Here is a 25,967-nt window from a genome sequence, read left to right as displayed (position 1 = left end):
TTCTCCCCTCGGCGGCTGGATTGCGCGTGTGTGCATGACGTCAGTCCGTTCCCGTCAGGGGTGGATTCTTCGCTGTGTCCGTCAGTGGGCGTCGCTGGACTGCCGTGCGGTTGAGAAGGTGCGGGCGCTGGGGGCGAGGGCGGCGGTGGCGGGTGCCGCGAAGCAGATCAGCGCGCAGCCCGCCAGGACCGCTGTGGCGCCGAAGGCGTCGATGGCGGGGGCGATGACGGCGAGTCCGACCGGGGCGAGGCCGTAGGAGAGCAGGAAGTCCAGTGAGGAGACACGGGCCAGTTTGTCCGGGGCGACCTCGCGTTGGCCGGCGGTGAACCACGGCACGTTGAACAGTTCGATGCCGATGCCCGCGACGGCGTAGGCGGCCATCACGAGAACCGGGTGCACCGGGAACACCAGGCTGAGCGGGGCGAAGCCGTAGGAGGCCAGGCCGGCGAGCGCGGCCCAGCCGGGGGAGCGTGGGCGCCAGCGGGCGATGAGCAGTGCACCGCCCAGTGCTCCGGCGGTGTAGGCGGTCATCGCGCCCGCGAGAACGACCTCGGTCCCGTATTCGTCGCGGCTGACCATGGGGAGGGCGACGCCGGTCGCGGAGTAGCCGGTGGCTATGACGGCTGTCAACGCACCGAGACCGGCGAGGAACCAGGGGTGCCTGCGCGCCTCGCGGACACCCTGCGTGAACTCGGCGAGGAAGGACGCCCGGCCCGTCCCGGTCAAAGGTTCCGACGCCTCCTTCGCAGCGCCGGGCCGTGCCCCGCGTCCGGGGACGAAGGCCGCGACGAGCCAGAGCAGGCCGATGCCCACCAGCAGGGTCCAGGTGTCCAGGAAGACGGCGAGGAATGCGGCCAGGGAGGGGCCCACGAGTGTGGTGACCCGTACCGCCAGGGTCATGGCGGCGTTGGCCTGCTGCCTGCGACCGGCGTCGACCACCTCGGCGGTGAGGGCCTGGTAGGCGGGTCGGCAGGCGCCCTGGCCGGCTCCCGTCATTGCGGCGGCCGCTGCCATCAGCAGCACCGAGCGGTCCAGCCCGGCGGCGAGCACCGGTGCTGCGGCTCCGGCGGTAAGTCCCGCCCAGAGTACGACGCCGCGGCGGGAGTGCCGGTCGGCAAGCACTCCGGCCACGGGCACCGCGGCGAGGAACCCAACGGTGCGTGCGGCGAGCAGCAGGCCGAGGTCGGTGGCGGTCAGGGTCCGGTCGAAGACGGCGAGACCGAGGACGAAGGGCAGGGCCCAGGTGGCCAGCCCCGAGGCGGTGGCGCCTGTCCAGAGGCGGAGGAAGGGGAGATCGAGCAGGATCGAGCGCTGCTTCGTGGGAGGGGACGAGGCGGCGCTCGAAGGGGCGGGCGGGGTGGGCACGAGGGAGTACTCCTGTCCTGTTGGCGGCGACGGATAGGACGCGAGCCGACTGCAACCTCCAAGTGTGGAAGTGAGGTTGTGCGACGGATGCGGCGTGGCACACGGCGGCAGGACGGCGCGGGCAACACACTATCGCAGTGATAATCATTTCCATTAGAGTCCTACCGGCCGCCCCTTCGCGATGGGCGTCGCGGCCGTGCGATACCCGCCGATCCGATTGCCTGCCGGGCCGGAGGGGGTGCTAGGTTCCTGTACATGAACATGATTTTCATTAGTGAGGGAAAGTGAAGGTACCGCACAAGCCTCCGCCCGTGGGCCCTGTGCCCTCGGCCGACACGGGCACGGGCGCGGACGCGGCCGTCCCGGTCGAGGCGTTGGCGCCCCGTCCCGCGGGGGCTGTGCGAGCTCGACTCGCGTCCCGGCGAGTACTGCTACTCACCTGCGTGGTGTTGGCCGCGGTCCTGCTCGCGTCCCTCATCGTTGCCATCGGTCTCGGGCCCGCGGTAGTCACCCCGGGGGAGACTGCCCGTCACCTGTGGGCGGCTCTCAGTGGAGGGCGTATCGGAGCCGACGAGGTGACGACGTATCAGATCATCTGGCAGATCCGTACGCCGCGTGTGCTGCTGGCGGCGCTGGTGGGGGCCGGGCTGAGCGCGGTCGGAGTGGCGATCCAGGCCATGGTTCGCAACGCTCTGGCCGATCCCTTCGTCCTCGGTGTCTCGTCGGGCGCCTCCGTCGGTGCCGTCGGTGTCACGGTCACCGGAGGATTCGCGGTACTCGGCATCTACGCCGTCTCCGTCGGCGCCTTCATCGGCGCACTCGTCGCCTCGCTCCTGGTGTACGCCGCCTCCTCCAGCCGGGGCGCGCTGTCACCGCTGCGCCTCGTGCTGACAGGCGTGGCCATGTCGCTGGGTTTCCAGGCCGTTATGAGCCTGATCATCTACTTCGCTCCGGACAGCGAGGCGACGAGCATGGTCCTGTACTGGACCATGGGCAGCTTCGGAGCTGCGACCTGGGGCGCGCTGCCCGTCGTCTCCCTTGTGGTGCTGTCCGGACTCGCGGTCCTGTACCGGTACGGGCGGGTGCTCGACGTCCTCTCCCTCGGCGACGAGACCGCCGCGAGCCTCGGCTTCGACCCCGACCGGAACCGCAGGGTGCTGTTGGTCCTCGTCTCCCTCGTCACGGGCGTCATGGTCGCCGTCAGCGGCGCCATCGCCTTCGTCGGACTCGTCATGCCGCATGTGGTGCGGATGATCGTCGGAGCCACGCACGCTCGCGTGCTCGCCGTGGCCCCACTGGTCGGAGCGATCTTCATGGTGTGGGTCGACCTGGCGGCGCGGACCCTGGTGGCCCCGCGTGAGCTGCCTCTCGGGGTCATCACCGCGCTCGTGGGGGTGCCCGTCTTCATCGCCCTGATGCGACGCAGGGGCTACACCTTCGGAGGGCGCTGACGTGGACCTGAAACTCGATGAACTCTCCGTGGTGACGGACGGCAAGAGTCTCGTACGCGGGCTGTCCCTGGACGTGCCGGACGGTCAGGTTGTGGGGCTCGTGGGGCCCAACGGAAGCGGCAAGTCCACCGCGCTGCGGTGCGTCTACCGGGCGTTGCGACCCAGCTCTGGAACCGTCTGGGTGGGCGAGCAGGACCTGACCCGGCTCCCGATGCGCCGCAGCGCACGAACCATCGCTGCCATGACCCAGGACGGTGGCGTGGACTTCGATTTCACGGTCGATGAGGTCGTCGCGCTCGGACGCGCGCCCCACCTGCGCGGGAACCAGGCGCTCAGTGGCCGAGAACGCGAGCTGTGCGAGCGGGCGATGGATCAGCTCGACATCGGACACCTCGCGCACCGCGGCGTCATGACGCTGTCGGGCGGCGAGCGTCAGCGCGTTCTGCTGGCCCGCGCGCTCGTGCAGGAACCGGAGATCCTCGTCCTGGACGAGCCGACCAACCACCTGGACGTCCGCCACCAGGTCGACCTGCTCTCGCTCCTGCGCGGGTCCGGTCTTACCGTCCTCGTCGTCCTGCACGACCTCAATCTCGCCGCGGCCGCCTGCGACCGGCTCGGTGTGCTCTCCCAGGGCCGCCTGGTCGCCTCCGGCACGCCTGCGGACGTGCTCACCACACGGCTGGTCGGTGACGTCTTCGGCGTCAGGGCCAGCGTCGTCCCTCACCCGCTGACGGGCGATCCCCAGCTCCTGTACTCGCTCGACTCCACCCGCTGAAAGGCTGCTCACGCATGCGTACAACCCGAATCCTCGCCACGGCCCGCCGACCCGCCGCTCTCGGCTCCGTCCTGGCGGCGGCCCTGGTGCTCAGCGGATGTGGTGCCGAGGTCGAATCGGACGCCAAGGAGTCCGGCAAGGTCACCGTCAAGCGCTGCGGTGAACCGGTGGAGTACACGGTGCCCGAGCGGGCCGTCGCCTACGAAGGCGGCAGCGCGGACAAGCTGTTCGCCCTCGGTCTCACCGAGCATGTGCACGGCTATGTGATGCCTCCCGCGAATCCACCGGTGAGCGAGTCCCCATGGGCGTCCGAATACGCGAAGGTGAAGATGCTCAGCGACGACCTCCTGAACAAGGAGGTCGTGGTCGAGGCCAAGTCCGACTTCGTCGTGGCCGGCTGGAACTCCGGCTTCAAGGACGAGCGGGGTATCACGCCCGAGATCCTGGACAAGCTCGGCATCCAGAGCTTCATGCACACCGAGAGCTGCTTCAACTACCCAGGCCACCCCGAGAAGATGAGCCCCTTCGAGGCCCTCTACACCGATATCGAACGGCTGGGCAAGATCTTCCAGGTCGAGGAGAAGGCCACGGAAGTCGTCGGAGGGTTGAAGGAGCGCGTGGCGGAGGTCAAGACCCAGGCTCCGGCGGGCGACCCGGTGCCTGTCTTCCTCTACGACTCCGGCACCGACCAGCCGTTCACCGCGGGAAATCAGGTGCCTCCCAACGACATCATCAAGACGGCAGGCGGCAAGAACGTCTTCGACGGTCTCGACGAGCGGTGGACCCAGGTCAACTGGGAATCGGTGGCCGAGACCGAGCCCGAAGTCATCGTCATCCTCGACTACGGCGACCTGCCCGCCGAAAAGAAGATCGACTTCCTGAAGCAGTCCCCTCACACCAGAGAGCTCCCGGCCGTGAAGAAGAACAACTTCTTCGTCCTCGACTACAACGAGGGCATCAGCGGCCCTCGCAACATCGACGGCCTGGAGAAGTTCGCCACCTACCTGCGCGACCTCCAGGGCTGAGTCTCCGCACGCCACGGCCGGTCCGACAGGCGTGGACGCCCGCCGGACCGGCCGCACTTCGGCGTGGCCGCGCGCCATCCCGCCACCCGACAAGGAAAGGACCCCACGGACCTGGACCGTGACTCGATCGGCCGGGCTTTCTGGAGCAGTTGCCCCCACTTCTGCCCGCCGACCGGATCGTCGCCCTCAACCGGCCCAAGGCGGACCCGCACACCATTCGCGCCTACGAGTGGAACGGCTGGACGTTCGACGTCCCGCCCGGCGTCTGCGTACCCGGCTGGACCAGCCGCCTGATCCACGAGCGGGCGCTCGACGGCCGTGTCGAGACCCGCGGCCTGCGGTACGCCGCCATGGGCGTCGGCCTGGGCGTCGAGGCCGACGCGGCGGGTATCCGGGTCACATCGTCGGCTCCACCACCGTCGACCACACCCCGCGCATCCGACTCGACACACTCGGCGCCCACCTGGAGCAGATGCCGCTCAGCAGAAGTCCCAAACTCGACCAGATCCGCCGTGTCGCCCGCGTCCGCGAGATCCTGCGGGAACGCGGCCGTATCGGCCGGCTCCGCCCGCAGAGTCTGCCCCGGATCCGCCCTTGGTCCTGGGGCCGGCCGGCAGACACGTACGAATCGTCAGCGGGTGATGCCGGGTTACCTCGGCCGCTCCGTGATCGCCTTTCGGAGCATTCATCCGTTAGAGGGGACATACGGCTCTTCCGCTCCGGAGCGTTACCCCGTTGCGCGATGGTGCAGCGGTCCCACGAGAAGGGTTCTTCATGGAGCGTTTGCTCGCGCCGCACGAGGCGGCCATCGCCGCGGCCGGTGTCCGGGTTGTCTTGTCCTGCGACGTGGAGGGTGACCTGGACGACGCTGTCCTCGCCCAGGCCCTGACCCATCTGCAAGACCGTACCCCGCTGCTCACCGGGAAGATCGCCCAGGGGCCCGGGAAACAGCCGATGGTCCTCATCGCAGACGCGGCCCCAGGGCCGGTTCTGGGGCAGAGTACCGATTTCGACGAGGAGATCAACACCCCTCTCGCATGGGACCAGGGCCCGCTGCTGCGGGCAACGGTGGTGCGCGGGCCGGAACGTACCCGGGTGGTGATGAGCCTGCCGCGGGCGTTCGTCGACGGGATGAGCTATCTGTCTCTCCACCATCGTCTGTGGGACACCTACACCTCTCTGGCCACCGGCCGGCCCGTCTCCGCCGGCGTGATCCAGCCGGTACTGGGACCGGCCCTGGACGACCTGCTCGCCTCGCAGTTCACCTCCGGACAGCTCCGGGACTTCGTGGCCGAACGGGCGCGACTGGATACCGAGAGGCCGCCCGCGCTCGTGCCCGCCCTTGCCTCCCACGACGGAGGCCCCGGAGGGAACTTGAGTTACCGCATCGTCGGTGTCCAGCTCGACGGCGGCCGCTGCGAGAAGCTGGTGAAGTGTGCGAGGGAGGCTTCTCTCTCGGTCAACGCCCTGGTCTCAGGGGCCCTGTTGACCAGCCTGCGCTCCCTGCTGCCGACTCAGGAGGACTCGGTTCGACTGCTGTGCACCACTGCGGTTGATATGCGCCGCCGGCTCGCCCCGCCCCTGTCTGCTGAGGTCCTGCAGTCCGCGGCGACCACCACCTCCATTCGCCTGGAGGTCAGCAAGGAGGCACACCCCGCTGCGGTCGGGCAGGACCTGGCCGCCCGGCTGCGGGCCGACCTGGACAGTGGTGCCGCGGCGATGGAACTGGCGGCCTTCCCCTACATGCTCGACCAGCATCCGCCCAGCCTCGTCATCACCAACGTGGGCACCGTCCCGGAACCCGTCCTGCCCGAGGGCCTGCGGATCAGCAACGTGAGCCTGGCTCCGCTCGGCCACGTACCCATGATCTTCGCCGTCGTCAGCCGCTACCAGGCACGGTTGGCCGTCGATCTCACCTGGAGCCGAGCTTGGTACACGGACGCCCAGATCGCGGCACTGAGCGACCAGGTATCCGCCGCCCTCGACCGCCTCACCACATAGCGTGTCACGGCGCACTGGCGCCGCAGCCTGCCCACGCCCTGCCCGCCTCCGGGCGTCCAGCTCGACGAGCCGCTTGTTCGCGAGGTCGGCCAGCATCAGAAAGGTGTTCACCGACTTCACCGCGGCCAGCGGCACAGTGTGCTGCCTGTCCGGCACTGGCGACGGTGCCCCGCTCTCCGTCGTGAACCGAGCCACGCCTCGGGTGTGACGGAGAGCTCGTTGAGAAGGGTCGGCTCCTTGCTCGGCGATGCCGGTTACGCCGCGTGAAGGATGCGACTGTGCTCGATGGGGACGGTGGCGTCCAGCGTGCCGCCCGGCACCAAGGACGGGGTCTGGATGCCCGGCACCGAGGCGCCTCACCGGGCGGCAGCGTCAGGTCGCGCTCGCCGCTCACGAGTCGCGGGCATCCGTTGAGCACGTAGAACCACTCAAAGCCTTCGTGGGTCTGCGGGGTCGGTTCGATTGGTTCCGGCCGGCAATGGATGCTCTCCGACACCCCGGTCATCGCCGAGAGACCAGCGAGGGTGATCCGTGGTCACGACGCAATGTACGGAGCCGCGGCCCCACCGCGTCGAGTACGTCGTCGTCCGTCTTGGGATCCATGAGGCCCACCTTGCCATTCACGCAAGATTTCGTGCCAGGTCGTGGTGCGCCTGGCAAGACTGAGTGCGTACCGACACAAGGAGTCCTGATGAGCACCACTGATGCGGTCGCGTTCTGGGACGGCGTCTACGCGGCCCGGCCGGCAGCGGCCAACCCGCAGCCGAATGCCCGCCTCACCGAGACGGTGACGCGCCTGCCGCCCGGTGACGCGTTGGACCTCGGATGCGGTGACGGCGGCGACGCGCTGTGGCTCGCCCGTCTGCGGTGGCAGGTCACCGCCGCCGACATCTCGGCCGTGGCGGTCGAGCGGCTCGCCGCCCTCGCCCACTCACGCGGCCTGGGCGACCACGTCACCACCGTGCGGGCCGGCTTGCGCAAGGCTTTCCCGCCCAGCGGATTCGACCCGATCTGCGCCCACTACCTGCACAGCCCCTGTGACCTGGACCGGGTAACCGTCCTGCGCTCGGCCGCGCACGCACTGCGCCCGGGCGGGCGGCTGCTGGTCGTGGAACCAGGATCCCGACATCCGTTACCCGAGCCCACGGGAAGTCGCCGCGGGTTTCGACCTGGCCCCGGAGACATGGACGGTCGAGCGGACCGACGCACCCCGCCGGATCGCGACCGGACCGGTCGGGCGCACCGCCGAGGTCGCCGATCACGTCCTCCTCATCCTCGATCGCCGGGAAGCGCTCCCAGCATCCGGTGGGCACTCACCCACATGATCGAGGAGACCGGCCGGCACGCGGGCCACGCGGGCATCCTCCGCGAACTCGTCGACGGCACGACCGGCCGCTGATCCACCTTCTCCAGGACGGAAACACATGACCACCGCACCACGGCCGTTGCCGCGCCGCTTCCTCCGATCCGCATACACGGTCGCAACCGTGATGCTCGCCCTCCTGCTCACGATCGTCACCGCAGCCTGTTCCACGTCCACGTCCACATCCACGCCGACAGCCGGCGACGATGCTCCCGCCTACACCGCCGTCACCCAGGACGATCCCCGGTTCAAGGGCACCTTCCGACACGAGTTCGCCGACGTCGACGGTGTCCGTATGCACTACGTGACCGGCGGCAGCGGCACGCCAGTCGTGCTGATACACGGTTGGCCACAGACCTGGTACGGCTGGTGGCCGGTCATGCCAGAACTCGCCAAGCACCACACCGTCTACGCCATCGACCTTCCCGGACTGGGCGACAGCAAGGGCTCACCGACCGGCTACGACAAAGCCACGCTGGCACGGTACGTGCACACGCTGATCGCCGATCGGCTCGGGGTGAGGGACGCCCGTGTCATCGGGCACGATCTCGGCGCCGCAGTGGCATTCCAGTACGCCAGCCAATTCCCCGACGACACCGCACGCCTCGGCTACCTCGACCTGCCGCTGCCTGGACCCGCGATCGACGCACCCACCTACCGCTCACTGAGCTGGCACATCGCCTTTCACTCCCAGCGACGGGTCCCCGAGGCGGTCGTAGGCGACGATGTCCGCGAGTACCTGGCACTGTTCTACCCTCAGGTTTCGTTCGGCGGCACGGCGTTCGGTGGCACCTCTGACCGGTCCCCGTTCACCACCACCGAGATCAACGAGTACGCACGAACCTACAGCCGACCCAAGGTCCTGGCGGGCGGCTTCGAGCTCTACCGCGCCCTCGACAAAGACGTCCGCGACACCGTGGCAGCGGCACCGACACGTGTCCCGGCCCTGATCATGACCGCTCAAGGGCAACTCGACGCGATCCAGGGCACAGTGGCCCCGCGCATGACCAACATCGTGCGGGCGGTGGACGTGCCGAACGCCGGGCACTGGCTCGTCGAGGAGAACCCACAGTTCGTCGCCGCCGAGCTGTTGCGTTTCCTCGACGGATGACCACGCCACCAAGGCGGCGCGGGACACAGCCTCGGCGATCCCGCGCAGCGCAAGGCCCGCGCGAGTACGAGAACCGCCTCAGCGCCCCTCGGCCAGTGACAGGCCCGGGCCCCTCGCCAGGCCCTACACTCGCTGCGGCAGTCCTGATCCACCCTCTGAGCTGGGCCGCAGCTGCTTGGCGTTGTCTATTCGCGAGTACGGCTGACCTCCCCTTTTGACCACACGGTGGACGTCGCCGGCGGCATCACGACCAGGTAGTACCCCTCCTCGTTCAGCAAGGTCGGGTCGTCACGCTCGATGTCCAACTGCAGCCACCGCACCCCCTCGGCGCCGGCGTGGGTGTTGTGGCGGTTGAGCCAGCGGAACGAATCGAGGAGGGCCTCGCGCTTGCCGGGCCAGTGCTTGCGGCCCTGGAGCGTCTCGCGTTCGAAGGTCGCGTCGAAGAACTCGGCGAGCGCGTTGTCCGCGCTGGAGCCGATCCCCCAGCAAGTCGTCGGCGCCGGGTCACGCACGGGATCGTCCGCCCGGTGCTCCGGGACCCCTCCCGGAGGGAACACTCCATCGTGTAGGCAGGCACCACAGGAGAAGCCCATGAACGGAGGAGACCAGCGATGCCCCTCTCCGCCAGCCTCGCGCGTGGTGTCGCGCCCACCACACCCGGCATCCTGCACGCTCGGACGGTCATGGGAGAGCTCACCGCACCGCCCCGCCCGGGGCTGACGGTCCGTTTCGGGCGAGGTGAGAAGCCTGACGTGGATCTGGGAGTGGGTATCGACGACCTGCGGGTGAGCCGTCGGCACGGAGAGCTGACGTACCGAGCGGGGCAGTGGTGGCTGCGCAACACCGGACAGCAGCTGGTCCGCCTGCCCCGCGGCCGGATGATGCACCTCAGCAGCGAGCCGATCCCGCTCGCCACCGGTTACACCCCGCTGTTCGTGAAGGGCTCCGGCTACCGGGAGCACTTGGTCGAGCTGTACATCGCGAGTCACGACGACCAGGGGCCCGTGTCGCGGCGGCGCGCGGAGACCGCACGCCCGGAGACCTGGGCGCTCGACGACGACGAACGGCTGCTGCTCGTCGTTCTCGGTCAGCGGTATCTGTTGTACGAGGAGGACCCGCGCCCTCTGACGTACGCGACGGCCGCCAAGCAGTTCGCCTACCTCTGCCCGGACGCGGGCTGGAACGAGCGCAAGATCGAGTACCGTATCGAGGCTGTGCGCCGTCGCCTGCACGGCACCGGCTTCCCGTACCCGCTGATCCATGACACGTCGCAGGGCCGGCCCGGCGACAACAGCCTGCTGCACAACCTGATCAAGGGCTTGGTCGCGTCGACGACGTTGGTGCCGCCGGACCTGGAACTGATGGAGGACGACGCGGCCTGGCCGGACTCCGCTCCCTGATGAGGGCGCGACGCCCGGTGCGGCGTCGCCCGCTGCCGTGTCGCGTGCGGTGTCGTCGCGCGCGGTGTCATCGCGCGTGGAGTTCGGCGGCGGCGGATGCCGCGAGGTCTCTGGCCATCGTGCAGAGCCTGTCCATGGGCTGCCGTCCGGCGACGTCCAGGCGCACCATCTCGGCGGCGGTCTCCGCGTCCCGACCGCTGTACCTGCGGTACTCGACGAGGGCCGTACAGGTGTCGTCGTCGTCCGGTCCGACGACGGAACGGTATCCGCTGAGCGTGAGCGCGGCGGCGCTGTCCACCGCGGACTTGGGCTGATCACGGAAGAAGGCGATCTCCGCATGCAGCTCGTCCACGTCACTGGACCACTCGCAGCTCCAGTTCGCGACGCCGACATCGGGCACGTCGGTCTTGAGGCCGGGAACGACGGACAGCGCCTCGGCGTCGAGAAGCTCGCAGGCGCTCGCCCAAGCCAGCGAGGCGCGCGGGTAAGCAGGCGAACGGCGGGGGACCGGGCCTCGGTTGAGGACCTCGGCCGCGCTCGTGGCGGCCTTGTCGGCGACTGTACACAGGGTCGCGTTGCCGCCGACCACGGAGCCCTTGCCCATGTTGACACGGACCTCGACCCGGGCGTCGGTGTCGCTGCCGGACGTCAGCAGCAGCTCGCACGCGTCGTTCCCGGCCCGCTCCTCCCGGATGCCGATCCGCCCGATGGTGCGGAAGGGTTTCGATCCCTCGGGCGGCAAGCCGCGCAGGACCCGGACCGACACGTCGATACGGGTCCTGTCGTCGATGCCCACGAGAACGTCGCAGCGATCGAAGTTCCCATAGTCCACGTCCACGTGCACTTCCCCGTTCCCGAACCGGTCGAGGGCGGCAGGGTCGGTCAAGGCGCACACGTCGGCCGTGTGCGGATCGCCGATCAGGGCCCCGGGTTCGTCGTCCGGGGCATCCTTCTCGAGTCGGCTCCGGGCGGGCTGGCCTTCGGCCTTCCCGCCGTCCCCGTGGTCCTGGACGACGACTGGCCCCAGGCCCAGTACGGCGCTGATGCCGAGCGCGGCCGCGAGCAGCGACCGGCGTCGCCGTCGGCGCCCGGTGACGGCGCCGGCCGTGTCCCGGGAGCGCTTCGGCTCGCTCTCGGCGATGTCCTCCAGGAGCCGCTTGGCCTCTGCGGCGTCGGGGCGTTCACGGGGATCGCGTCGAAGCATGGCGGTGAGTACGGGGTACAGCGGTCCCACGGCCGCGGCGTCCAGCTCGACAACACCCTGCTCGGCCTTCCAGTACCTCAGACGGTCGTCTTCCTCGGCGTGGTCCGCGTTCCTCGCGGGGAGCGCGTCTGCCGGAGGTATGCCACCGCGCGGCGGCGCGCCGGTGACCAGCGCGCAGAGAGTGGCGGCCAGGCAGAACACGTCTGAGGCCGGCCGGGGGATGTTCCCCCGGGCCAGCTCAGGGGCGGCGTAGTCAGGGGTGAAGCTGGACGGGCCGTTGACCGTGATGGTTTCGGTGCCACCGGCCCGGTAGGCGGCACCGAAGTCCAGTAACTTCACGCTTCCGTGACGGGTGAGGCCGATGTTGGCGGGCTTGACGTCACAGTGGACGATGCCCGCCTCGTGCATGGCGGCCAGTGCGTCGGCGAGCTGGGCACCGATGCGGGCCGCCCGCGCGGGCGGGACCGGGGTCCGCAGCTCCAGGCCGCCGCCGGGCACATACTCCATGACGAACCAGAACGTCTGCCCCCCGGCCCGGTCGTGCGATCCGGCCCGGTCCTGCGCCTGGGCTCCGTCCTGCGGCGCGGTCACGACGTCGAACAGGGTCACGACGTGGGGATGCCCGCGGAACTTGGCCATGGCACGAGGTTCCGCCAGCAGCCGCCGCACCGCGGTCTCGCCCTCACCGTCCGTCCGCTCCGGTTTCAAGGCCACGTCCTGGCCCAGCACCGTGTCATGGGCCAGCCACACGTCGCCGCCGCGACCCGCGCCGATGACCTCCTTCAGGACATAGCGGTCGGCGAACTCGTCCCCGGAACGCACCAACCCTCTCCCTCGGTCGAGTCCGGAACGCTCGCGGCTTCGAACCGCGCGCACGGGTACCCACTGTGTGCGGTGAACCGAACACAGCGTCTGCTCAGGGCCGTCATCGGTCAGGCTCTCGCGTGGAAGTGCTGAGAACGAGAGCTTCGAGACCGGCCCCGACAGCGAGGAAACTCCTCGTCTGCTCCCCCCCAGTACACCCCGTCGGCATTTGTTCAGCAGCACCTTCAGCAGCGTGAACAACTCTCACGGCACCCTCGAAGCTCTCCTCGACGCGTGCGGCTGCCCAGGGTCCTCGGCGGAGTCGGCAGTCAGACCTCCACGGCGTCGACATGGCCGGTCGGTGAGTGGTTCGCGACCTGGCCCGGCATGTGGGCGCCGTCCGGCGGAAGACACCGTGGGCGCCCTTGCCCCGAGGTCGGCACGCACACCCTGCCGACGCACTTCGGCAGGGTGCCGGACCCCACCCCATGCAGCGGCCTCCCCGTCTGCAGTTCGTCCCGCCTGACGCGGGGGAGAACGACCTCCTGGTCACAGGGAGGGCCCTCGTCAGCCGGTGCGGTCCCGGACGACATCGATGACGTCCCGCACGGCGCGCACGCCGTCGGCGGCCTCGTCGCTGATACCGAAGCCGAATCCCTCCTCCAAGGCCAACCCCGTCTCGGCTTCGATCACCTCGTGGCAAGGAGGTCCGCGCCGAGCCGCGCGAAGGGGAACGAACAGAGCTCGATCGCCCTGTCGATCTGGGGGACCCCGCACGGGCTCGTGACGCTCGAACTGGCCGGGGCGCTCGCCACCGCCACGGCCGAGGCCGCATTCAGCACAACGCTGCACGCCGCGTTGCGCCGAGGGCCGATCCGCGTGGTGCTCCGCTGTCTTCGCCGAGCCGAGCGATGTCGGGAGATTCGACCACCGGCGGACCGGGACCCGTCCCGAGACGGGGCTGACACAGTACATCCGGTTTTTGACCACAACCGTCCGGCCCCGGCCAGCCGTCTCGGTGGCCCCGGGGCCGTCAATCGAAGCGAGGCCCTGTGAGACGCATGTTTCGTGCGCTGTTAGTGGGTGCGGTCGCCGTCGGAGTCTCGGGAGCGTTCCACCCGGTCGCGTCCGCCGGCACCTCTCCGCTGGAGGTCAGGAGTGTCACGGCGAGTGCCGATGACGGCAACGTTCCCGCCAACACCCTGGACAACGACCTGAGCACCCGTTGGTCGGCCGAGGGCGACGGGGCGTGGATCCGCTACGACCTCGGCTCGGCGCAGACCGTCGGGTCGGTGTCGGTCGCCTGGCACCAGGGGGACATCAGGAAGAGCACCTTCGACGTCCAGCTGTCCGCCGACGGATCGTCGTGGACCACGGTCCTGAACCGAAAAGCCGGCAGCGGCACCACACGTGAGCAGCAGAGGTTCGACTTCGCCGACGCCTCGGCCCGCTACGTGCGGATCGTCGGCCATGGCAACACGGTCAACGACTGGACCAGCATCACCGAGACCGACATCCACGGAGCCGACGGCGGCGGAGACGACGGGGGCGGCGGTTCCTGCGCGTACCCGGCCGACGTGCTGGACCTGACGAACTGGTACGTCGGGCTGCCGGTGGGGGAGGAGGAGTCCCCCACCAACGTCTACCAGCCCGAGCTCGCCACGTACTCGGACGACCCGTGGTTCACCACGGCCGACGACTGCGCGGCCGTCCGGTTCCGTGCCCCGGTGGACGGGGTCACCACCAGCGGCTCCAAGTATCCGCGCTCGGAGCTGCGGGAGATGACGGACACGGGGGAGAGCAAGGCGAGTTGGTCGTCCACCTCCGGCACCCACACGATGGTGATCGACCAAGCCATCACGGACCTCCCCGAAAAGACCCCGAACGTCGTCGCCGGCCAGATCCACGACGCCTCCGACGACGTCAGCGTCTTCCGCCTGGAAGGCAGCAAGCTCTACATCACCGACGGTGACGAGGAGCACCACAAGCTGGTGGTCGACGACTACGTGTTGGGCACGAGGTTCCAGGCGAAGTTCGTGATCGGCGACGGCGAGGTCAAGGCCTACTACAACGGCGAGTTGCAGACCACGCTGTCGAAGGAGTTCTCCGGCGCCTACTTCAAGGCGGGCGCGTACACGCAGGCGAACTGCGACAACTCGGACCCGTGCAGCGACGACAACTACGGCCAGGTGAAGATCTACGGGCTGAACGTCACGCACGGAGATGACGGGGGCGATGAAGGCGGCGGGGGCGACGGAGAGTCGGCCGAGGCCGCCCAGCGGTACGACTGGGGCACACCACTGCCGATCTCCGACGAGTTCGACTACACCGGTGCGGTCGACCCCGACAAATGGGCGGTACCGACGGGCGAGGTCGGCGGCACGAAAGGATGCTGGGAAGGACACGACGAGAACGGCCGCCGGTGCGCCAAGAACAGCACCGTCGCCGACGGCATGCTCAGCATGCGCGGCGAGGCGAACGGCGACACGGGATGGCTCAGGCAAGAGCGTGACGCCCAGTACGGTCGGTGGGAGATCCGCTCGCGCTCACGGAACACCGGCTCGGACGGCGAGCTCTACCATGTGCTGCACCTGATCTGGCCCACCGCAGGCAACCGGCTCGAGAACGGGGAGTACGACTGGGTCGAGAATTCCGACCCCGAGTCGCAGTGCCTCGGCGCCTTCCTGCACTACCCCAAGAGCCCTTCGGACAAGAAGGAGCACCGCGAAGTCTGCTCCGTGGACATGACGCAGTGGCACAACTTCGCCTTCGAGTGGACGCCGGACGCATTGGTCGGCTACGTCGACGGCGTCGAGTGGTTCCGGGAGTCGGGCGGCGCGGACGCCGACCGGGGGGACATCCAGACGATGCCGTCGGGGCATCTGAACATCCAGCTCGACAACTTCACCGGCGACAGCGGTCTGCGCCCGGCCGTGCTCGAGGTGGACTGGGTCCGGACCTACGACATCAAGCCCGCGGGCGAGGACCCCACCGACCCCGGCGGGGATGCCCCGGTCCAGGTCGCGAACGTCTCCGCGAGCGCGGACGACGGCAACGCTCCCGCCAACACCCTGGACAACGACCTGAGCACCCGTTGGTCGGCCGAGGGCGACGGGGCGTGGATCCGCTACGACCTCGGCTCGGCGCAGACCGTCGGGTCGGTGTCGGTCGCCTGGCACCAGGGCGACAGCAGAAGGAGCACCTTCGACGTCCAGCTGTCCGCCGACGGATCGTCGTGGAAGACCGTCCTGGAACGAAAGACCAGCAGCGGGGGTACACGTGAGCAGCAGAGGTTCGACTTCGCCGACGCCTCGGCCCGCTACGTGCGGATCGTCGGCCATGGCAACACGGTCAACGACTGGACCAGCATCACCGAGACCGACATCCACGGAGCCGACGGCAGCGGCGGCGGTGACGACGATGGGGACGACGGTGACGACGGGGAGCAGAGCCCCGTCCGCACGGTCGGTGTCGCGGACTCGGACGAGTTGAAGAGCGCGTTCGAGGATGCTCGGGCCGGGGATCGCATCGTGCTCGCGGACGGGACGTACTCGATCGGCAAGATGAACGGCAAGAACGGAACGGCAACCGAGCCCGTCACCGTGATCGCGGAGAACCGCGGCAAGGCGGTGGTCGACGACGGGCAGCTCGAAGTGGCGGACTCCTCCTACGTCACCTTCGAAGGGCTGAAGTTCACGAACAGCGACACATTGAAGATCACCGGCTCGAACCACGTGCGGTTGACCCGCAACCACTTCCGGCTGACCGAGGAGTCCTCACTGAAGTGGGTGATCATCCAGGGTACGAACAGCCACCACAACCGGATCGACCACAACCTCTTCGAGGAGAAGCACCAGCTCGGCAACTTCATCACCGTTGACGGCTCCGAGACCGAGCAGTCCCAGCACGACCGCATCGACCACAACCACTTCCGTGACATCGGCCCCCGCGCGGAGAACGAGATGGAGGCCATCCGGGTTGGCTGGAGCGGAATCTCCCAGTCGAGTGGATTCACCGTCGTCGAGTCGAACCTCTTCGAGAACTGCGACGGTGACCCGGAGATCGTCTCGGTGAAGAGCAACGACAACGTCGTCCGCTACAACACCTTCCGCGCCTCGCAGGGCGTCCTGTCCCAACGGCACGGGAACCGAGCCGAGTTCTACGGCAACTTCTTCCTCGGGGAGGGCAAGGCGGGAACCGGCGGGATCCGCATCTACGGCCAGGACCACAAGGTCTACAACAACTACTTCGAGGGCCTGACCGGCACCGGTTACGATGCCGCACTGCAGATCGACGGCGGCGACGTGGACACCTCGGGCGCGCTGAGCGCACACTGGCGTGTGTACCGGGCGACCGTCGTGAACAATACCTTCGTGAACAACGTGTCGAACATCGAGATCGGCGCCAACTACAAGCTCGCCCCGGTCGACTCGGTCATCGCCGACAACGTCGTCGCGGGCAGCCGGGGCAAGTTGATCAATGAGGTCGAGGAGCCGGAGGGGATGGCCTACGCCGGGAACATCGCGTGGCCGACCGGATCGGCGACCGTCGGCGTGTCCTTGCCCTCCGACTCCGTCAGGGCAGTCGACCCGCTGCTTGCTTCCGACGGATCGCTGTACCGACTCGGTGCGGGCAGCCCGGCGATCGACAGTGGCACCGGCGGCCACGCCTTCGTGACGGAGGACATGGACGGCCAGGCTCGCGTCGGCGGTACCGACGCCGGCGCCGACGAGCGGTCGTCGTCCACGGTCACGCGGGCACCGCTCGGCGCGACAGACGTCGGCCTCGGCGCCGTGTAGGACGCGCCGCGCGAGAGGACCGGTGGCGGGCCGACGCCGCCACCGGTCCTACGCGCTCCCTGGTCTGACCGACCGGTCGGCTACCGCTTCAGTCCGGTGGGGGAGTGCTCCGGCGTGCCGAACACCCATCGCACCGAGCGGTGTGCGTACCCGCGGGTCCGGATGGTGGCACTGACCGACTTCGCCCTCCAGCACCTCGTTCGCCAGGTCGACCATGACCGTGGTGGTGAACTCCGGCACCGCCACCTCGGTGATCTTCTGGGCTATGACCATCACGTCGAGGGTGCTTCCGATCCCGAGGCCCGCCTCGACGAGCAGCGCCGGCCGCCGCTGTGCCTTGTAGCGATCGGAGATGTCGAACGCGTCCTCGCACACTCCGACGACGTGGCCGTCAGCGTCCTGCAGCCGGTAGTAGGCACAGGACGAGAGGCGGACCGTATCCGGATCGCTGGGCGGCCGACCTTGGGGCGTGCAAGTCCGGAAGCAGTTCTCCGGTATCCAGGACGTGGTGCATGACCGCGTCCCAGGTGGGCGGATGCCCTTGGACACGAATCGCCCTTCCGCGTACAGCTCATCAGCCCGAGGTCCGCGGAACTCGGGGAACGGTCGTCCGATTTCCCGTTCGAACGCCATATTGCACCAGGTCACACACAAATCGGTGTCGTAGATGGCCAGACCGACGAGTGACTGGGTGGCCTGCCCGTTCAGCAGGGCCGGCCGGGAGTCCGGAGTCGGAGATCCTTGAGCTCGGCCGCGACGAGCACGCACGCCGCCGTGCCGGCGCCTGGCAGGGGGCATGCCATGGCGACGTTCGCCTCCACCCCGTCCTTGTGCCGGGCTGTGCGGATGTCCTTCCCCTGCAGGGGAGGAGTGAGAGAGCGGACGGAGGGCGTGGAGCCGGCCGGCAGGAGCATGCTCAGGGGTGGCCGACGATCTCCTGGGGCTGATAACCGAGCAGCCGCTCCGCCGCCGGGCTCCACCCGATCACCGTGTTGCCGGCGTCGATGACCACCGTGGCCGCCCTGGCGACATCGAGAGGGCCACGGAAGTCAGCACTGTCGTCCGTGTTCCACACAGTCATGGCGCCACACCAGCCCCGTTCGTCCCCTACAGGTTCCGGGTGAGGTTGCCTCCGTCGAGCCGAGAGCCGGAGCGACCGGTTTTCCTCAACTCCTGTCCGAAGGTGAGCCGCGTGCAAGGATGTTGCCCGTGACAGGACCGTCTTCCTCGCCTCCCGCCGAAGACATGCCCCGCCACTACGGCCTGGGCCCCCGTGCGGCTGCCGTGCTCGTGTTCGGGTCGTCGGCAGCGGTCCTGGTGGTCGAGATCATCGCTCTGCGGCTACTGGCTCCGTACCTCGGCCTCACCCTCGAGACCAGCACCACGGTGATCGGCATCGCGCTCACCGCGATCGCCCTGGGTTCCTGGCTGGGCGGGCGCATCGCCGACCACGTCGATCCGCGCCGGCTGCTAGGCCCCTCGCTCGGGGTGTCCGGAGCGGTCGTGGCACTCACCCCCGCCGTGCTGCGCTCCACCGCGGAGTGGGCCCCAGCGCTGCTGTTGCTGATCGCGTCGCTGACAATTCTCCTGCCGGGGGCCCTGCTCTCCGCGGTGACGCCCGTCGTCACCAAGCTGCGTCTCACCAGCCTCGCCGAGACCGGAACGGTGGTCGGACGGCTGTCCGGCGTCGGCACCGTCGGCGCCATCGTCGGAACCGTTCTCACCGGGTTCGTCCTCGTGTCGCGGTTGCCTGTCAGCGGCATCCTGATCGGGCTCGGCGCACTGCTCGTGGTCGGCTCCGCGCTGATCGAATGGCGAACGCGTCGGTGGATCAGCACTGCTGTCCTCGTCTTCGTCGTCATCGCCGGCGGCCTCGCCACCAGGGTCGCGCCCGGTGCCTGCGACACGGAGACCCCGTACCACTGTGCACGGGTCGTCGCGGATCCCGACCGGCCCAGCGGCCGCACGCTCGTGCTGGACGGCTTGCGGCACTCCTACGTCGACCTCGACGACCCGACCTTCCTGGAGTTCACCTACGTACGCGCGATCGCGTCGGTGGTCGACGCCGCTTTTCCGGAGGGCGAGCCGCTCACCGCCCACCACCTGGGGGGCGGCGGGCTCACCTACCCCCGCTACCTCGCGGCCACGCGGCCCGGTACGCGCAGTCTCGTGTCCGAGATCGACAGCGGAGTCCTGCGCATCAACCGCGACCAGCTCGGTCTGCGAGCAGAAGCCGGAATCGACGTACGTGCCGAGGACGGCAGGCTCGCCCTGCGGCGACTGGACGCCGCCAGCCGTGACCTCGTCGTCGGCGACGCCTTCGGCGGCGTCAGCGTCCCGTGGCACCTCACTACGGTGGAGGCGATGACGGACGTACGGCGGGTGCTCGACGAGGACGGCCTGTACGTTGCCAACCTCATCGATCACGGTGCTCTGGCCTTCGCGCGGGCCGAGGTGGCCACCCTCGGCGAGATCTTCGAGTATGTGGCCCTGGTCGGTGAGCCGACCGATGTCGGCTCTACCAAGACCACGACCTCCCGGGGCGGCAACATGGTGGTGCTCGCCTCCGACCGACCGGTCGGCCCACGCGCGACCCAGGAAGCGCTGGATGCCCGGCAAACCGGCTGGAAGATCACCACCGGCGACGACCTGACCTCCTGGATCGGCGACGCCCGACCGCTCACCGACGATTACGCGCCCGTCGAGCAGCTCCTCCAGCCCTACAGCCCACCGAGCAGCCACTGACCAAGCCGGTTCTCGGCGCTGGCTGGGCCGCAAGCTCGGCATGCGGACGGAAGGGACGGCACAGCACCCGGTCCACGGCTACGACCCTGCGATGCTCGGCCTCGCCCTACGCAGTACCAGGATCAGCACCGTACGACTGACTCCAGGACTCGTCCTGCGGCAGGCGCGGCGGTGCTCCCCTGTCAACGAGCGCTCATCACACCCGAAGCGTGGCGCTGTTCACGAGGGAGGGCTCTGGCTCAACTCTCACAGCCCCGGACAACGCGCTGTGAAAGCTCGGTACGGAGTTGGCGTCGAGCCGACCTGAGCGCCGACCAGCCACATTGTCAGTTGAAGCCTCCTCTCTGACCTTGGACCCTCGTTCTCTACGAAATGCCCCCTTCCGCTTGTGCCTTCGCCGCCCACCCCCGCACGGCCGGCCCACTCCCGCACGGCCGGCCCATCCCCGCACGATCCGCCCGGGCCGGTGCCCGGCTGGCTGCGTTCCTTGGTGTCTCCGCCAGCCGGAGCACGATCGTGCGCCTGTCCGACGCGCTGGTTGAACCGGAGGTACAGGCGCGGCGGGTGGTCGTCGTCGATGAGTACGCCACCCCCCTCGGGATCAGAGGGGCCAGACATGAGCCCTCAGCGCGGCCCGCGCGATGGTGATCGGACTGGGACCGAAGTGGCAGAGCTGGATTTTCGCGCGCGTCCCGGCGCCTACAACGCCCAGAACGGGGACGCCGCCATAGGTGCCGCCGCTGGTGCCGACCACCTCGATCGGGTCGAACGTGCGCACCGTCGGGCCGCCGCCGTCCTCATCCTCGGCAATACGGACCTGGATCTCGTCGCCGCGCGCGACCCCCTCACCCACGAGGGTCAGGAGACCGTTGTAGTGGGCGTTGTGGGCGAAGGTCTGCCCGCCTTCGAAGTGATTGTCGGCCTGGTCCGCGTACTCCTCGTTCCAGGCGATGGTCTTCCACTGGCCTGGCTGAAGGGTCAGCGGGTCCGTCATGCCGAGCGACAGGTACTTGGGCACGTCTTCCTCCTCCGGGCGGCCGGGTGTGTCGGCCAGCCTGCTCCTGATCCGGTTCCGCATCGAGTCCATCGTGAACCCGCGCGGGTCGACCTTTCCGGGCTGCCATTCAAGGTGGCCGATGACAGACCGCTCGGACCATCGGTGGTGCCGGCACACAGCGGCGGCGGCGCGCTCGATGGCGTCCAACTGGACGGCGGGCCAGGGGTCGTCACCGTCGCCCAGGTTCTCGCACTCGAAGCCGTAGAAGTGCCGGTTGCCGTCGGTGTTCGCTTCGTTGTCGGCCGGTGGACTGGTCTCGTTGATGACGGCGCGGAGAACGTCGTCGTCGCCCAGGCCTGCATGGTTGGCGCGGCCGTAGCCGATCAGGTGGACGTGTCCCTGCTTACAGATCACGCCGTGGCAGAGCGGCCCCGGCAGGCCGTCGTACCCGCGACGGCAGATGTCCACGGTGTGCTCGTGGCCACGGGTCACGGTGTGGTGGATCATCACGCCGTGGACGGGCCCCCAGGGCCCTATGTGGTCGCGGTTGTGGTCGCGCCAGTCACCATGCTCGATGACGGTCAGGCCCTCGGCGCGTAGCGCCTGAAGGAATTTGTCCGCAGTCGCCGGGGCGGCCATCACACACGCTCCGGCCTCGGCCAGATGCCGGGCACATCGCCCCGGAGGCGCGGCATCGCCCACAGCGGCGGGACCTGACCGTCCAGGAGCACACACAGGTTGCGGGCGTAGTCGGAGTTGCCCGCCCACAGGCGGCCGTCGACGGCCGGGTACCGCTGTCCGGCGTCCACGTGGTTGTCGGTGATGCCGGACAGCACGCGCCGGCGGGCGGTGTCCCGGGCAGCGTCATCGGTGATCCGGTACGGCACGGTGCGGCCCGGGCCGGGTGGTTGGGGCATGGTCAGTCTCCCGTTGTGGGGTACGGCGTCTCTGCGTCAGAGCACGGTGATCGTGTCGGCCTTGCGGATGCCCTCGACGGGCCGGGGGGCAGACGCCCCACGGTCTGTACGAGGACTCACTCTGATGGATACCCGGTGCGAGGGCCAGATCCGCACCGACGCCCGGGGCGAATAGCGCCACCACATCGATCACGCCGTCCTCGGCCGGCTGCCCGTCCGGGTTCACGACGCCGCCGACACGCTGCACGATAGTGATGTCATGGGCCTTAGAGGTCACTTTCACCTGAACTGCCCGAGTATCGGGTAGTTTTCAGGCCGGCAGCGTGGGGTGTTCGTGCGGCTGGAGGTCTGGGGTGGTTCTTGCTGGTCAGGTGGGGTGGCAGGTGAGGCGTGACGTGGCTTGCGCCTGTCTCGTCCCAGGACGCCCGGTCTTCGCAGCCGAGTGCTTCCGTTGTCGTCGCTGTACGCCTGGGCGCACTCAGTCCGCAGCGGTACGCCCGAAGCATGCCGACGCGACGCCCGTACCCGAGCGATCTGTCCGATGCAAGCTGGGAGTTGATCGAGCCGGTGCTGTCTGCCTGGCGCTTCGAGCGCCGGGGCAGGGCCCTGGACTTCGGCCGGCCGCCGGAGCACGACCTGCGCGACATCATGGACGCGATCTTGTACGTGGACCGCACCGGGGTCCAGTGGCGGTACCCTCGGTCGGCCGGGCGATCCAGGACAGACGGTTCAGCCGATGACGGGGAGGACCGGTGAACGGTCGAGGCCGGCAGCCCCAGGACCGGGCCGGTCCAGGCTGGTTCAGGCCGTTCCGGGCCGGTCCCAGCTTGCGGTCGGTGCGCAGCCGGCAGACACCAGCCTGGCGTCCGCCGGGGTCCGGTGCGGTGCCTCAGGGCCTGCTGGAGCGGTCGGTCAGGTCTGTCCCGCCCCCGGTCCGCCAGCGGCGCAGCCACTTGCGGACCATTGCTCGCGAGATCCCCATCTCGGCCGCCACATGCGCGACAGGGCGGCCGGAGCAGACGGGTGTGGCGAGCGGGCGCCTGCCGAAGACGGTCAGCCGGGCATGACGGTGGGACACGAAGACCTCCGCGCGGTGAAGACTCGACACCTCCACCACACCGGAGGTCTCCGCCATGACCAAGCCCGGCCTGTGTCAACAAGGCTCGTGAACAATATGGTTCCCGCTCGCCCACACCGTAAGGCGATACCGGGGCCCCTCAAAGACTCACGAACCTCCCCCTTGGGGAGCGCATCCGCTCATCCGGCCCAACAGGGTTTCTCGGCGCGCCACGACACGTGCCGGGCACACGGCCGTCAGCCGTTCAGCAGCTCCTCGACCTCCTTCATCTGGTCCTCGCTCAGCGGCCCGTGCGTCACAGCAGCCGCGTTCTCCTTCGCCTGGGCCACCGAGCGGAACCCGGGGATCGGCAGACTGTGCGGGCTACGTGCCCACAGCCAGGCCAGTGAGCCTTGGGCCAGTGTGCGTCCACCGCTGGTCAGCACCTCTCGGACGGCCGCCACCCGCTCCGCCCAGGCGGGAGCGGGCACTGCGCCCTCGCCGTACCAGGTGAGCCAGGCCGGGGGGACCGCGCGGATGTCGCCGGCGTCGACGCGTCCGCCGTCGCCCTGCGTCTTTTTGGCCAGCAGCCCCATCGCGAGAGGACTGCGGTTGACGCTGGTGAGGTCACGGTCGGCGCAGAGCGCGAACATCTCCGGCGCGTCCTGCAGCACGTTGGCAGCATGCTGGACGGCGAAGCAGTGCGGGCCGTCGGCGAACAGGGCGGCTCTCTGCGGGTCGTCCGTGCTCCACGCGTAGCTCCGTATCAACCCTTCCTTCACCAGCTCCTCGCAGGTGTCCCGCAGTTCGAGGGCCCGGTCGAGGGGCGTGTCGGACAGGTGGAGCTGGTACAGGTCCACGTGGTCGGTGCCGAGACGTTCCAGGGAGGCCGTGAGCGCCCGGCGAACATAGGGGGGCGATTCGTCGGTGCCCGTGAGGGTCCGGGTGCGTTCGTCGAAGGTGTTGCCCCACTTGGTCGCGATGACGACCTCGTCTCGTCGCCCCCGTAGAGCTCGCCCGAGGACGCGTTCACTGTGACCGGCGCCGTAGGTGTCGGCCGTGTCGAAGAAGGTGATGCCGAGATCCAGTGCCCGGCGCACCGCGGCGACGGACTCGTCGTCGTCGACCCTGCCCCATCCGAGCGGATTGCCGTCGGCGTCCTGCCATTCACCACCGATCGCCCAGCACCCGAATCCCAGTGCTCCGATCACGATGTCGCTGTGTCCCAGCTTTCTGCGCTGCAAGGCGTTCATGCGAGGAGACATTAGGGGCTCGGCGATGCCTGCACACAAGACCATCCTCACCCCCGGTGATCACATAGACCCTTTCCGGTCACTTCTTGTATGCCCGATACAGGGAGTTGACATGCGGCTTTCGTGCCCGCATCAGTGACGGGGCCGACATCGTTGTCCATCAAAACGGGCCAAGTCATGGAATCGCTCCCACGCCTGTCGCGAAGTCGACATCCCCGCGTCGCCCGCACGACATCCGTCCGGCGCGGCCGGCGGGCGATCAACTTCGGCTGCATGCTTTCGCTGACGGCTCGTCAGATCATGATGCTTCTTCACCAGTCACCTGACTTCGTGTCATCGTTCCGGTGAGACGGCCCGCCAGCGCCGACGGGTGTCCCGCTCCAGCGTTCATCGATCTCTTCGCACGACGCAACGAACGGAACCAGCGTGAAACAGCCTTCTCCCCCCCACGTGCTTCCAGCTCTGTCATATGCCGGAGGCGCATGTCAGGACGTTCCCGCCGTCGACAGGCCGATGCTGCGGCAGTCGTCTCTCTCCGTGAGCCACGGCGCGAACCACCGCCTTGCCGGCGCCACACAGAGGGAGATGCCGACGTGCTTACCCGCGTAGTGGTCACGGGCAGCAGCGGCATGCTCGGTACCGCGCTGGTGCGGCGGCTGGCCGAGAGCGGCTGCGAGGTCGTAGGACTTGATCTGGCGCACCGTACCGACTCACCCGCCACCTGGCTCGTCACGGGCGACATCCGCGACGCCGCTCTGCTGCGGCAGACCGTCAAGGGCGCCGACCTGGTGGTGCACAGCGCCTCGGCCCTCCCCAGCTACCCCCAGGCCCAGATCGACTCCATCGTCGTCGAGGGAACGCGCGCGGTGCTCGCCGCGGCGGCGAGCGAGGACGTGCCGCGCGTCGTTCATCTGTCGACGGGGTCCGTGTACGGACTGCCCACCCAGGTGCCCACGCCGGAGACCCACCCCCGCCGGCCGATCGATCCCTACGGCACGGCGAAAGCCCGGGCGGAGGAGCTGGTGGAGAAGGCCCGCGCGGACGGCATGGTCGTCCCCGTGCTCCGCCCGAAGACGTTCCTGGGGCCGGGACGTCTCGGCATCTTCGCAATGCTCTTCGAATGGGCCGACGGGGGACACCACTTCCCCGTGCTCGGCGACGGCCGCGTACGCAGCCAGATGCTGGACGTCGAGGACCTCATCGACGTCATCCTGCTGGCCGCCGAGGCTCCCGCGGAGGCGGCCAACACGGAATTCAACGTGGGCTCCGCGGAGTTCGGCACCCTTCGGGAGGACTTCCAGACGGTGCTCGACGCCGCCGGGCACGGCAAACGTGTCATCGGACTGCCGATGAAACCCGCCGTGGCGACCCTGGAGCTGCTCGCCCGGGCAGGTCTTTCCCCCGTTTACACACGTCTCATCCACAAGCTGCGCATGGACTCCTACATGGACATCACCCGCATGCGCGAACGGCTGGGCTTCACACCGCGGCACTCCAACCGCGAGGCCATTCTGCGCAGTTTCGCGTGGTGGCGGTCGCAGGCACACCGCGGTGGTGTTGGAGCGGGCGGCAGGACCAGCCGCGACGCCTGGGGACAGGGAGCGCTCAAACTGGCGAAGGCCGTCTTCTGAACCGTTGTGAGACCGGCTCGAGAGCATCCGCGCACCGCCCGCCCCTCACATCGGTCCTGAGGAGAGTCA

At 68.9% G+C, this 25,967-nt stretch carries 17 protein-coding genes and 5 pseudogenes; 12 read left to right on the top strand and 10 right to left on the bottom strand.

What is annotated here, in order from left to right:
- Positions 1–81 precede the first annotated feature (81 nt).
- Positions 82–1,365 carry an MFS transporter gene (locus tag ACH4NX_RS36545; protein ID WP_398130180.1) on the bottom strand — a complete coding sequence of 428 codons (1,284 nt, stop codon included), beginning with the start codon at positions 1,363–1,365 and terminating at the stop codon, positions 82–84.
- A 398-nt stretch (positions 1,366–1,763) separates the two neighbouring features.
- On the opposite strand from ACH4NX_RS36545, the gene ACH4NX_RS36540 reads away from it, so the two are divergent.
- The 4 genes from ACH4NX_RS36540 (at position 1,764) to ACH4NX_RS36525 (ending at position 6,617) form a co-directional block, all read left to right on the top strand.
- The gene (locus tag ACH4NX_RS36540) at positions 1,764–2,816 is read left to right on the top strand and encodes a FecCD family ABC transporter permease (protein ID WP_398130190.1); all 1,053 of its coding nucleotides are present in this window, start codon (positions 1,764–1,766) and stop codon (positions 2,814–2,816) included.
- 1 nt (position 2,817) lies between these two features.
- The gene (locus tag ACH4NX_RS36535) at positions 2,818–3,591 is read left to right on the top strand and encodes an ABC transporter ATP-binding protein (protein WP_351400314.1); all 774 of its coding nucleotides are present in this window, start codon (positions 2,818–2,820) and stop codon (positions 3,589–3,591) included.
- A gap of 14 nt (positions 3,592–3,605) precedes the next feature.
- Entirely contained in the window at positions 3,606–4,616 is a 1,011-nt protein-coding gene (locus tag ACH4NX_RS36530; RefSeq protein WP_351400315.1) for an ABC transporter substrate-binding protein, read from the top strand.
- 774 nt (positions 4,617–5,390) lie between these two features.
- Positions 5,391–6,617, top strand: coding sequence for a condensation protein (locus ACH4NX_RS36525; protein ID WP_398130179.1), 1,227 nt, complete (start codon positions 5,391–5,393; stop codon positions 6,615–6,617).
- Positions 6,618–6,924: 307 nt separating this feature from the next.
- On the opposite strand, the pseudogene ACH4NX_RS36520 reads toward ACH4NX_RS36525, so the two are convergent.
- Positions 6,925–7,220 (bottom strand): annotated as a pseudogene (locus ACH4NX_RS36520) (XRE family transcriptional regulator); the annotation flags it as partial.
- Between the two features lie 88 nt (positions 7,221–7,308).
- On the opposite strand from ACH4NX_RS36520, the pseudogene ACH4NX_RS36515 reads away from it, so the two are divergent.
- The 3 genes and pseudogenes from ACH4NX_RS36515 (at position 7,309) to ACH4NX_RS36505 (ending at position 9,091) form a co-directional block, all read left to right on the top strand.
- Positions 7,309–7,942, top strand: a pseudogene (locus ACH4NX_RS36515) (SAM-dependent methyltransferase).
- A complete protein-coding gene (locus ACH4NX_RS36510; RefSeq protein WP_398130189.1) occupies positions 7,939–8,016 on the top strand; it encodes a DUF664 domain-containing protein in 78 nt (25 codons plus the stop codon). Before ACH4NX_RS36515 ends, ACH4NX_RS36510 begins: the two are co-directional and overlap by 4 nt.
- 25 nt (positions 8,017–8,041) lie before the next feature.
- Positions 8,042–9,091 (top strand): alpha/beta fold hydrolase, encoded by a 1,050-nt coding sequence (locus ACH4NX_RS36505; protein ID WP_398130178.1) that lies wholly within the window; start codon positions 8,042–8,044, stop codon positions 9,089–9,091.
- A gap of 185 nt (positions 9,092–9,276) precedes the next feature.
- On the opposite strand, the gene ACH4NX_RS36500 is transcribed toward ACH4NX_RS36505, so the two are convergent.
- Complete coding sequence (locus ACH4NX_RS36500; protein ID WP_398130177.1) at positions 9,277–9,603, bottom strand: hypothetical protein; 327 nt, start codon at positions 9,601–9,603, stop codon at positions 9,277–9,279.
- Positions 9,604–9,702: 99 nt separating this feature from the next.
- Here ACH4NX_RS36500 and ACH4NX_RS36495 point away from each other — a divergent pair, with 99 nt between their 5' ends.
- Complete coding sequence (locus tag ACH4NX_RS36495) at positions 9,703–10,491, top strand: FHA domain-containing protein (RefSeq protein ID WP_351400319.1); 789 nt, start codon at positions 9,703–9,705, stop codon at positions 10,489–10,491.
- 67 nt (positions 10,492–10,558) lie between these two features.
- Here the strand turns inward: ACH4NX_RS36495 and ACH4NX_RS36490 are convergent, their stop codons facing one another.
- Positions 10,559–12,517 (bottom strand): serine/threonine-protein kinase, encoded by a 1,959-nt coding sequence (locus ACH4NX_RS36490; protein ID WP_398130176.1) that lies wholly within the window; start codon positions 12,515–12,517, stop codon positions 10,559–10,561.
- A gap of 1,043 nt (positions 12,518–13,560) precedes the next feature.
- Here ACH4NX_RS36490 and ACH4NX_RS36485 point away from each other — a divergent pair.
- Positions 13,561–17,298 (top strand): chondroitinase-B domain-containing protein, encoded by a 3,738-nt coding sequence (locus tag ACH4NX_RS36485; protein ID WP_398130175.1) that lies wholly within the window; start codon positions 13,561–13,563, stop codon positions 17,296–17,298.
- 48 nt (positions 17,299–17,346) lie between these two features.
- On the opposite strand, the gene ACH4NX_RS36480 is transcribed toward ACH4NX_RS36485, so the two are convergent.
- Positions 17,347–17,673 carry a hypothetical protein gene (locus ACH4NX_RS36480; protein ID WP_351400322.1) on the bottom strand — a complete coding sequence of 109 codons (327 nt, stop codon included), beginning with the start codon at positions 17,671–17,673 and terminating at the stop codon, positions 17,347–17,349.
- A 541-nt stretch (positions 17,674–18,214) separates the two neighbouring features.
- Positions 18,215–18,379, bottom strand: a complete 165-nt coding sequence (locus ACH4NX_RS36475) for a PAS domain-containing protein (protein ID WP_351400323.1) — start codon at positions 18,377–18,379, stop codon at positions 18,215–18,217.
- Positions 18,380–18,498: 119 nt separating this feature from the next.
- Between ACH4NX_RS36475 and ACH4NX_RS36470 the strand changes: the two genes are divergently transcribed.
- Positions 18,499–20,043: a fused MFS/spermidine synthase gene (locus tag ACH4NX_RS36470; protein WP_398130174.1), complete on the top strand. Its 1,545-nt coding sequence runs from the start codon at positions 18,499–18,501 to the stop codon at positions 20,041–20,043.
- Between the two features lie 1,051 nt (positions 20,044–21,094).
- Here the strand turns inward: ACH4NX_RS36470 and ACH4NX_RS36465 are convergent.
- Positions 21,095–21,679 (bottom strand): annotated as a pseudogene (locus ACH4NX_RS36465) (N-acetylmuramoyl-L-alanine amidase); the annotation flags it as partial.
- Positions 21,679–21,957 (bottom strand): hypothetical protein, encoded by a 279-nt coding sequence (locus ACH4NX_RS36460; RefSeq protein ID WP_398130173.1) that lies wholly within the window; start codon positions 21,955–21,957, stop codon positions 21,679–21,681. The gene ACH4NX_RS36460 and the pseudogene ACH4NX_RS36465, both read right to left, overlap by 1 nt.
- Before the next feature lie 504 nt (positions 21,958–22,461).
- Between ACH4NX_RS36460 and ACH4NX_RS36455 the strand changes: the two are divergent.
- A pseudogene (locus tag ACH4NX_RS36455) lies at positions 22,462–22,653 on the top strand (transposase); the annotation flags it as partial.
- Positions 22,654–22,657: 4 nt separating this feature from the next.
- On the opposite strand, the pseudogene ACH4NX_RS36450 reads toward ACH4NX_RS36455, so the two are convergent.
- Both ACH4NX_RS36450 and ACH4NX_RS36445 read right to left on the bottom strand, forming a co-directional pair.
- Positions 22,658–23,035 (bottom strand): annotated as a pseudogene (locus ACH4NX_RS36450) (helix-turn-helix domain-containing protein); the annotation flags it as partial.
- A gap of 236 nt (positions 23,036–23,271) precedes the next feature.
- Complete coding sequence (locus ACH4NX_RS36445; protein ID WP_351400326.1) at positions 23,272–24,267, bottom strand: aldo/keto reductase; 996 nt, start codon at positions 24,265–24,267, stop codon at positions 23,272–23,274.
- A 593-nt stretch (positions 24,268–24,860) separates the two neighbouring features.
- Between ACH4NX_RS36445 and ACH4NX_RS36440 the strand changes: the two genes are divergently transcribed.
- The gene (locus ACH4NX_RS36440) at positions 24,861–25,898 is read left to right on the top strand and encodes an NAD-dependent epimerase/dehydratase family protein (RefSeq protein WP_351400327.1); all 1,038 of its coding nucleotides are present in this window, start codon (positions 24,861–24,863) and stop codon (positions 25,896–25,898) included.
- Positions 25,899–25,967: the final 69 nt, after the last annotated feature.

The sequence above is a fragment of the Streptomyces sp. NPDC017225 genome (assembly GCF_044331465.1).
Classification (GTDB): Bacteria; Actinomycetota; Actinomycetes; order Streptomycetales; family Streptomycetaceae; genus Streptomyces.
This window is presented reverse-complemented; position numbering and strand designations above follow the sequence as displayed.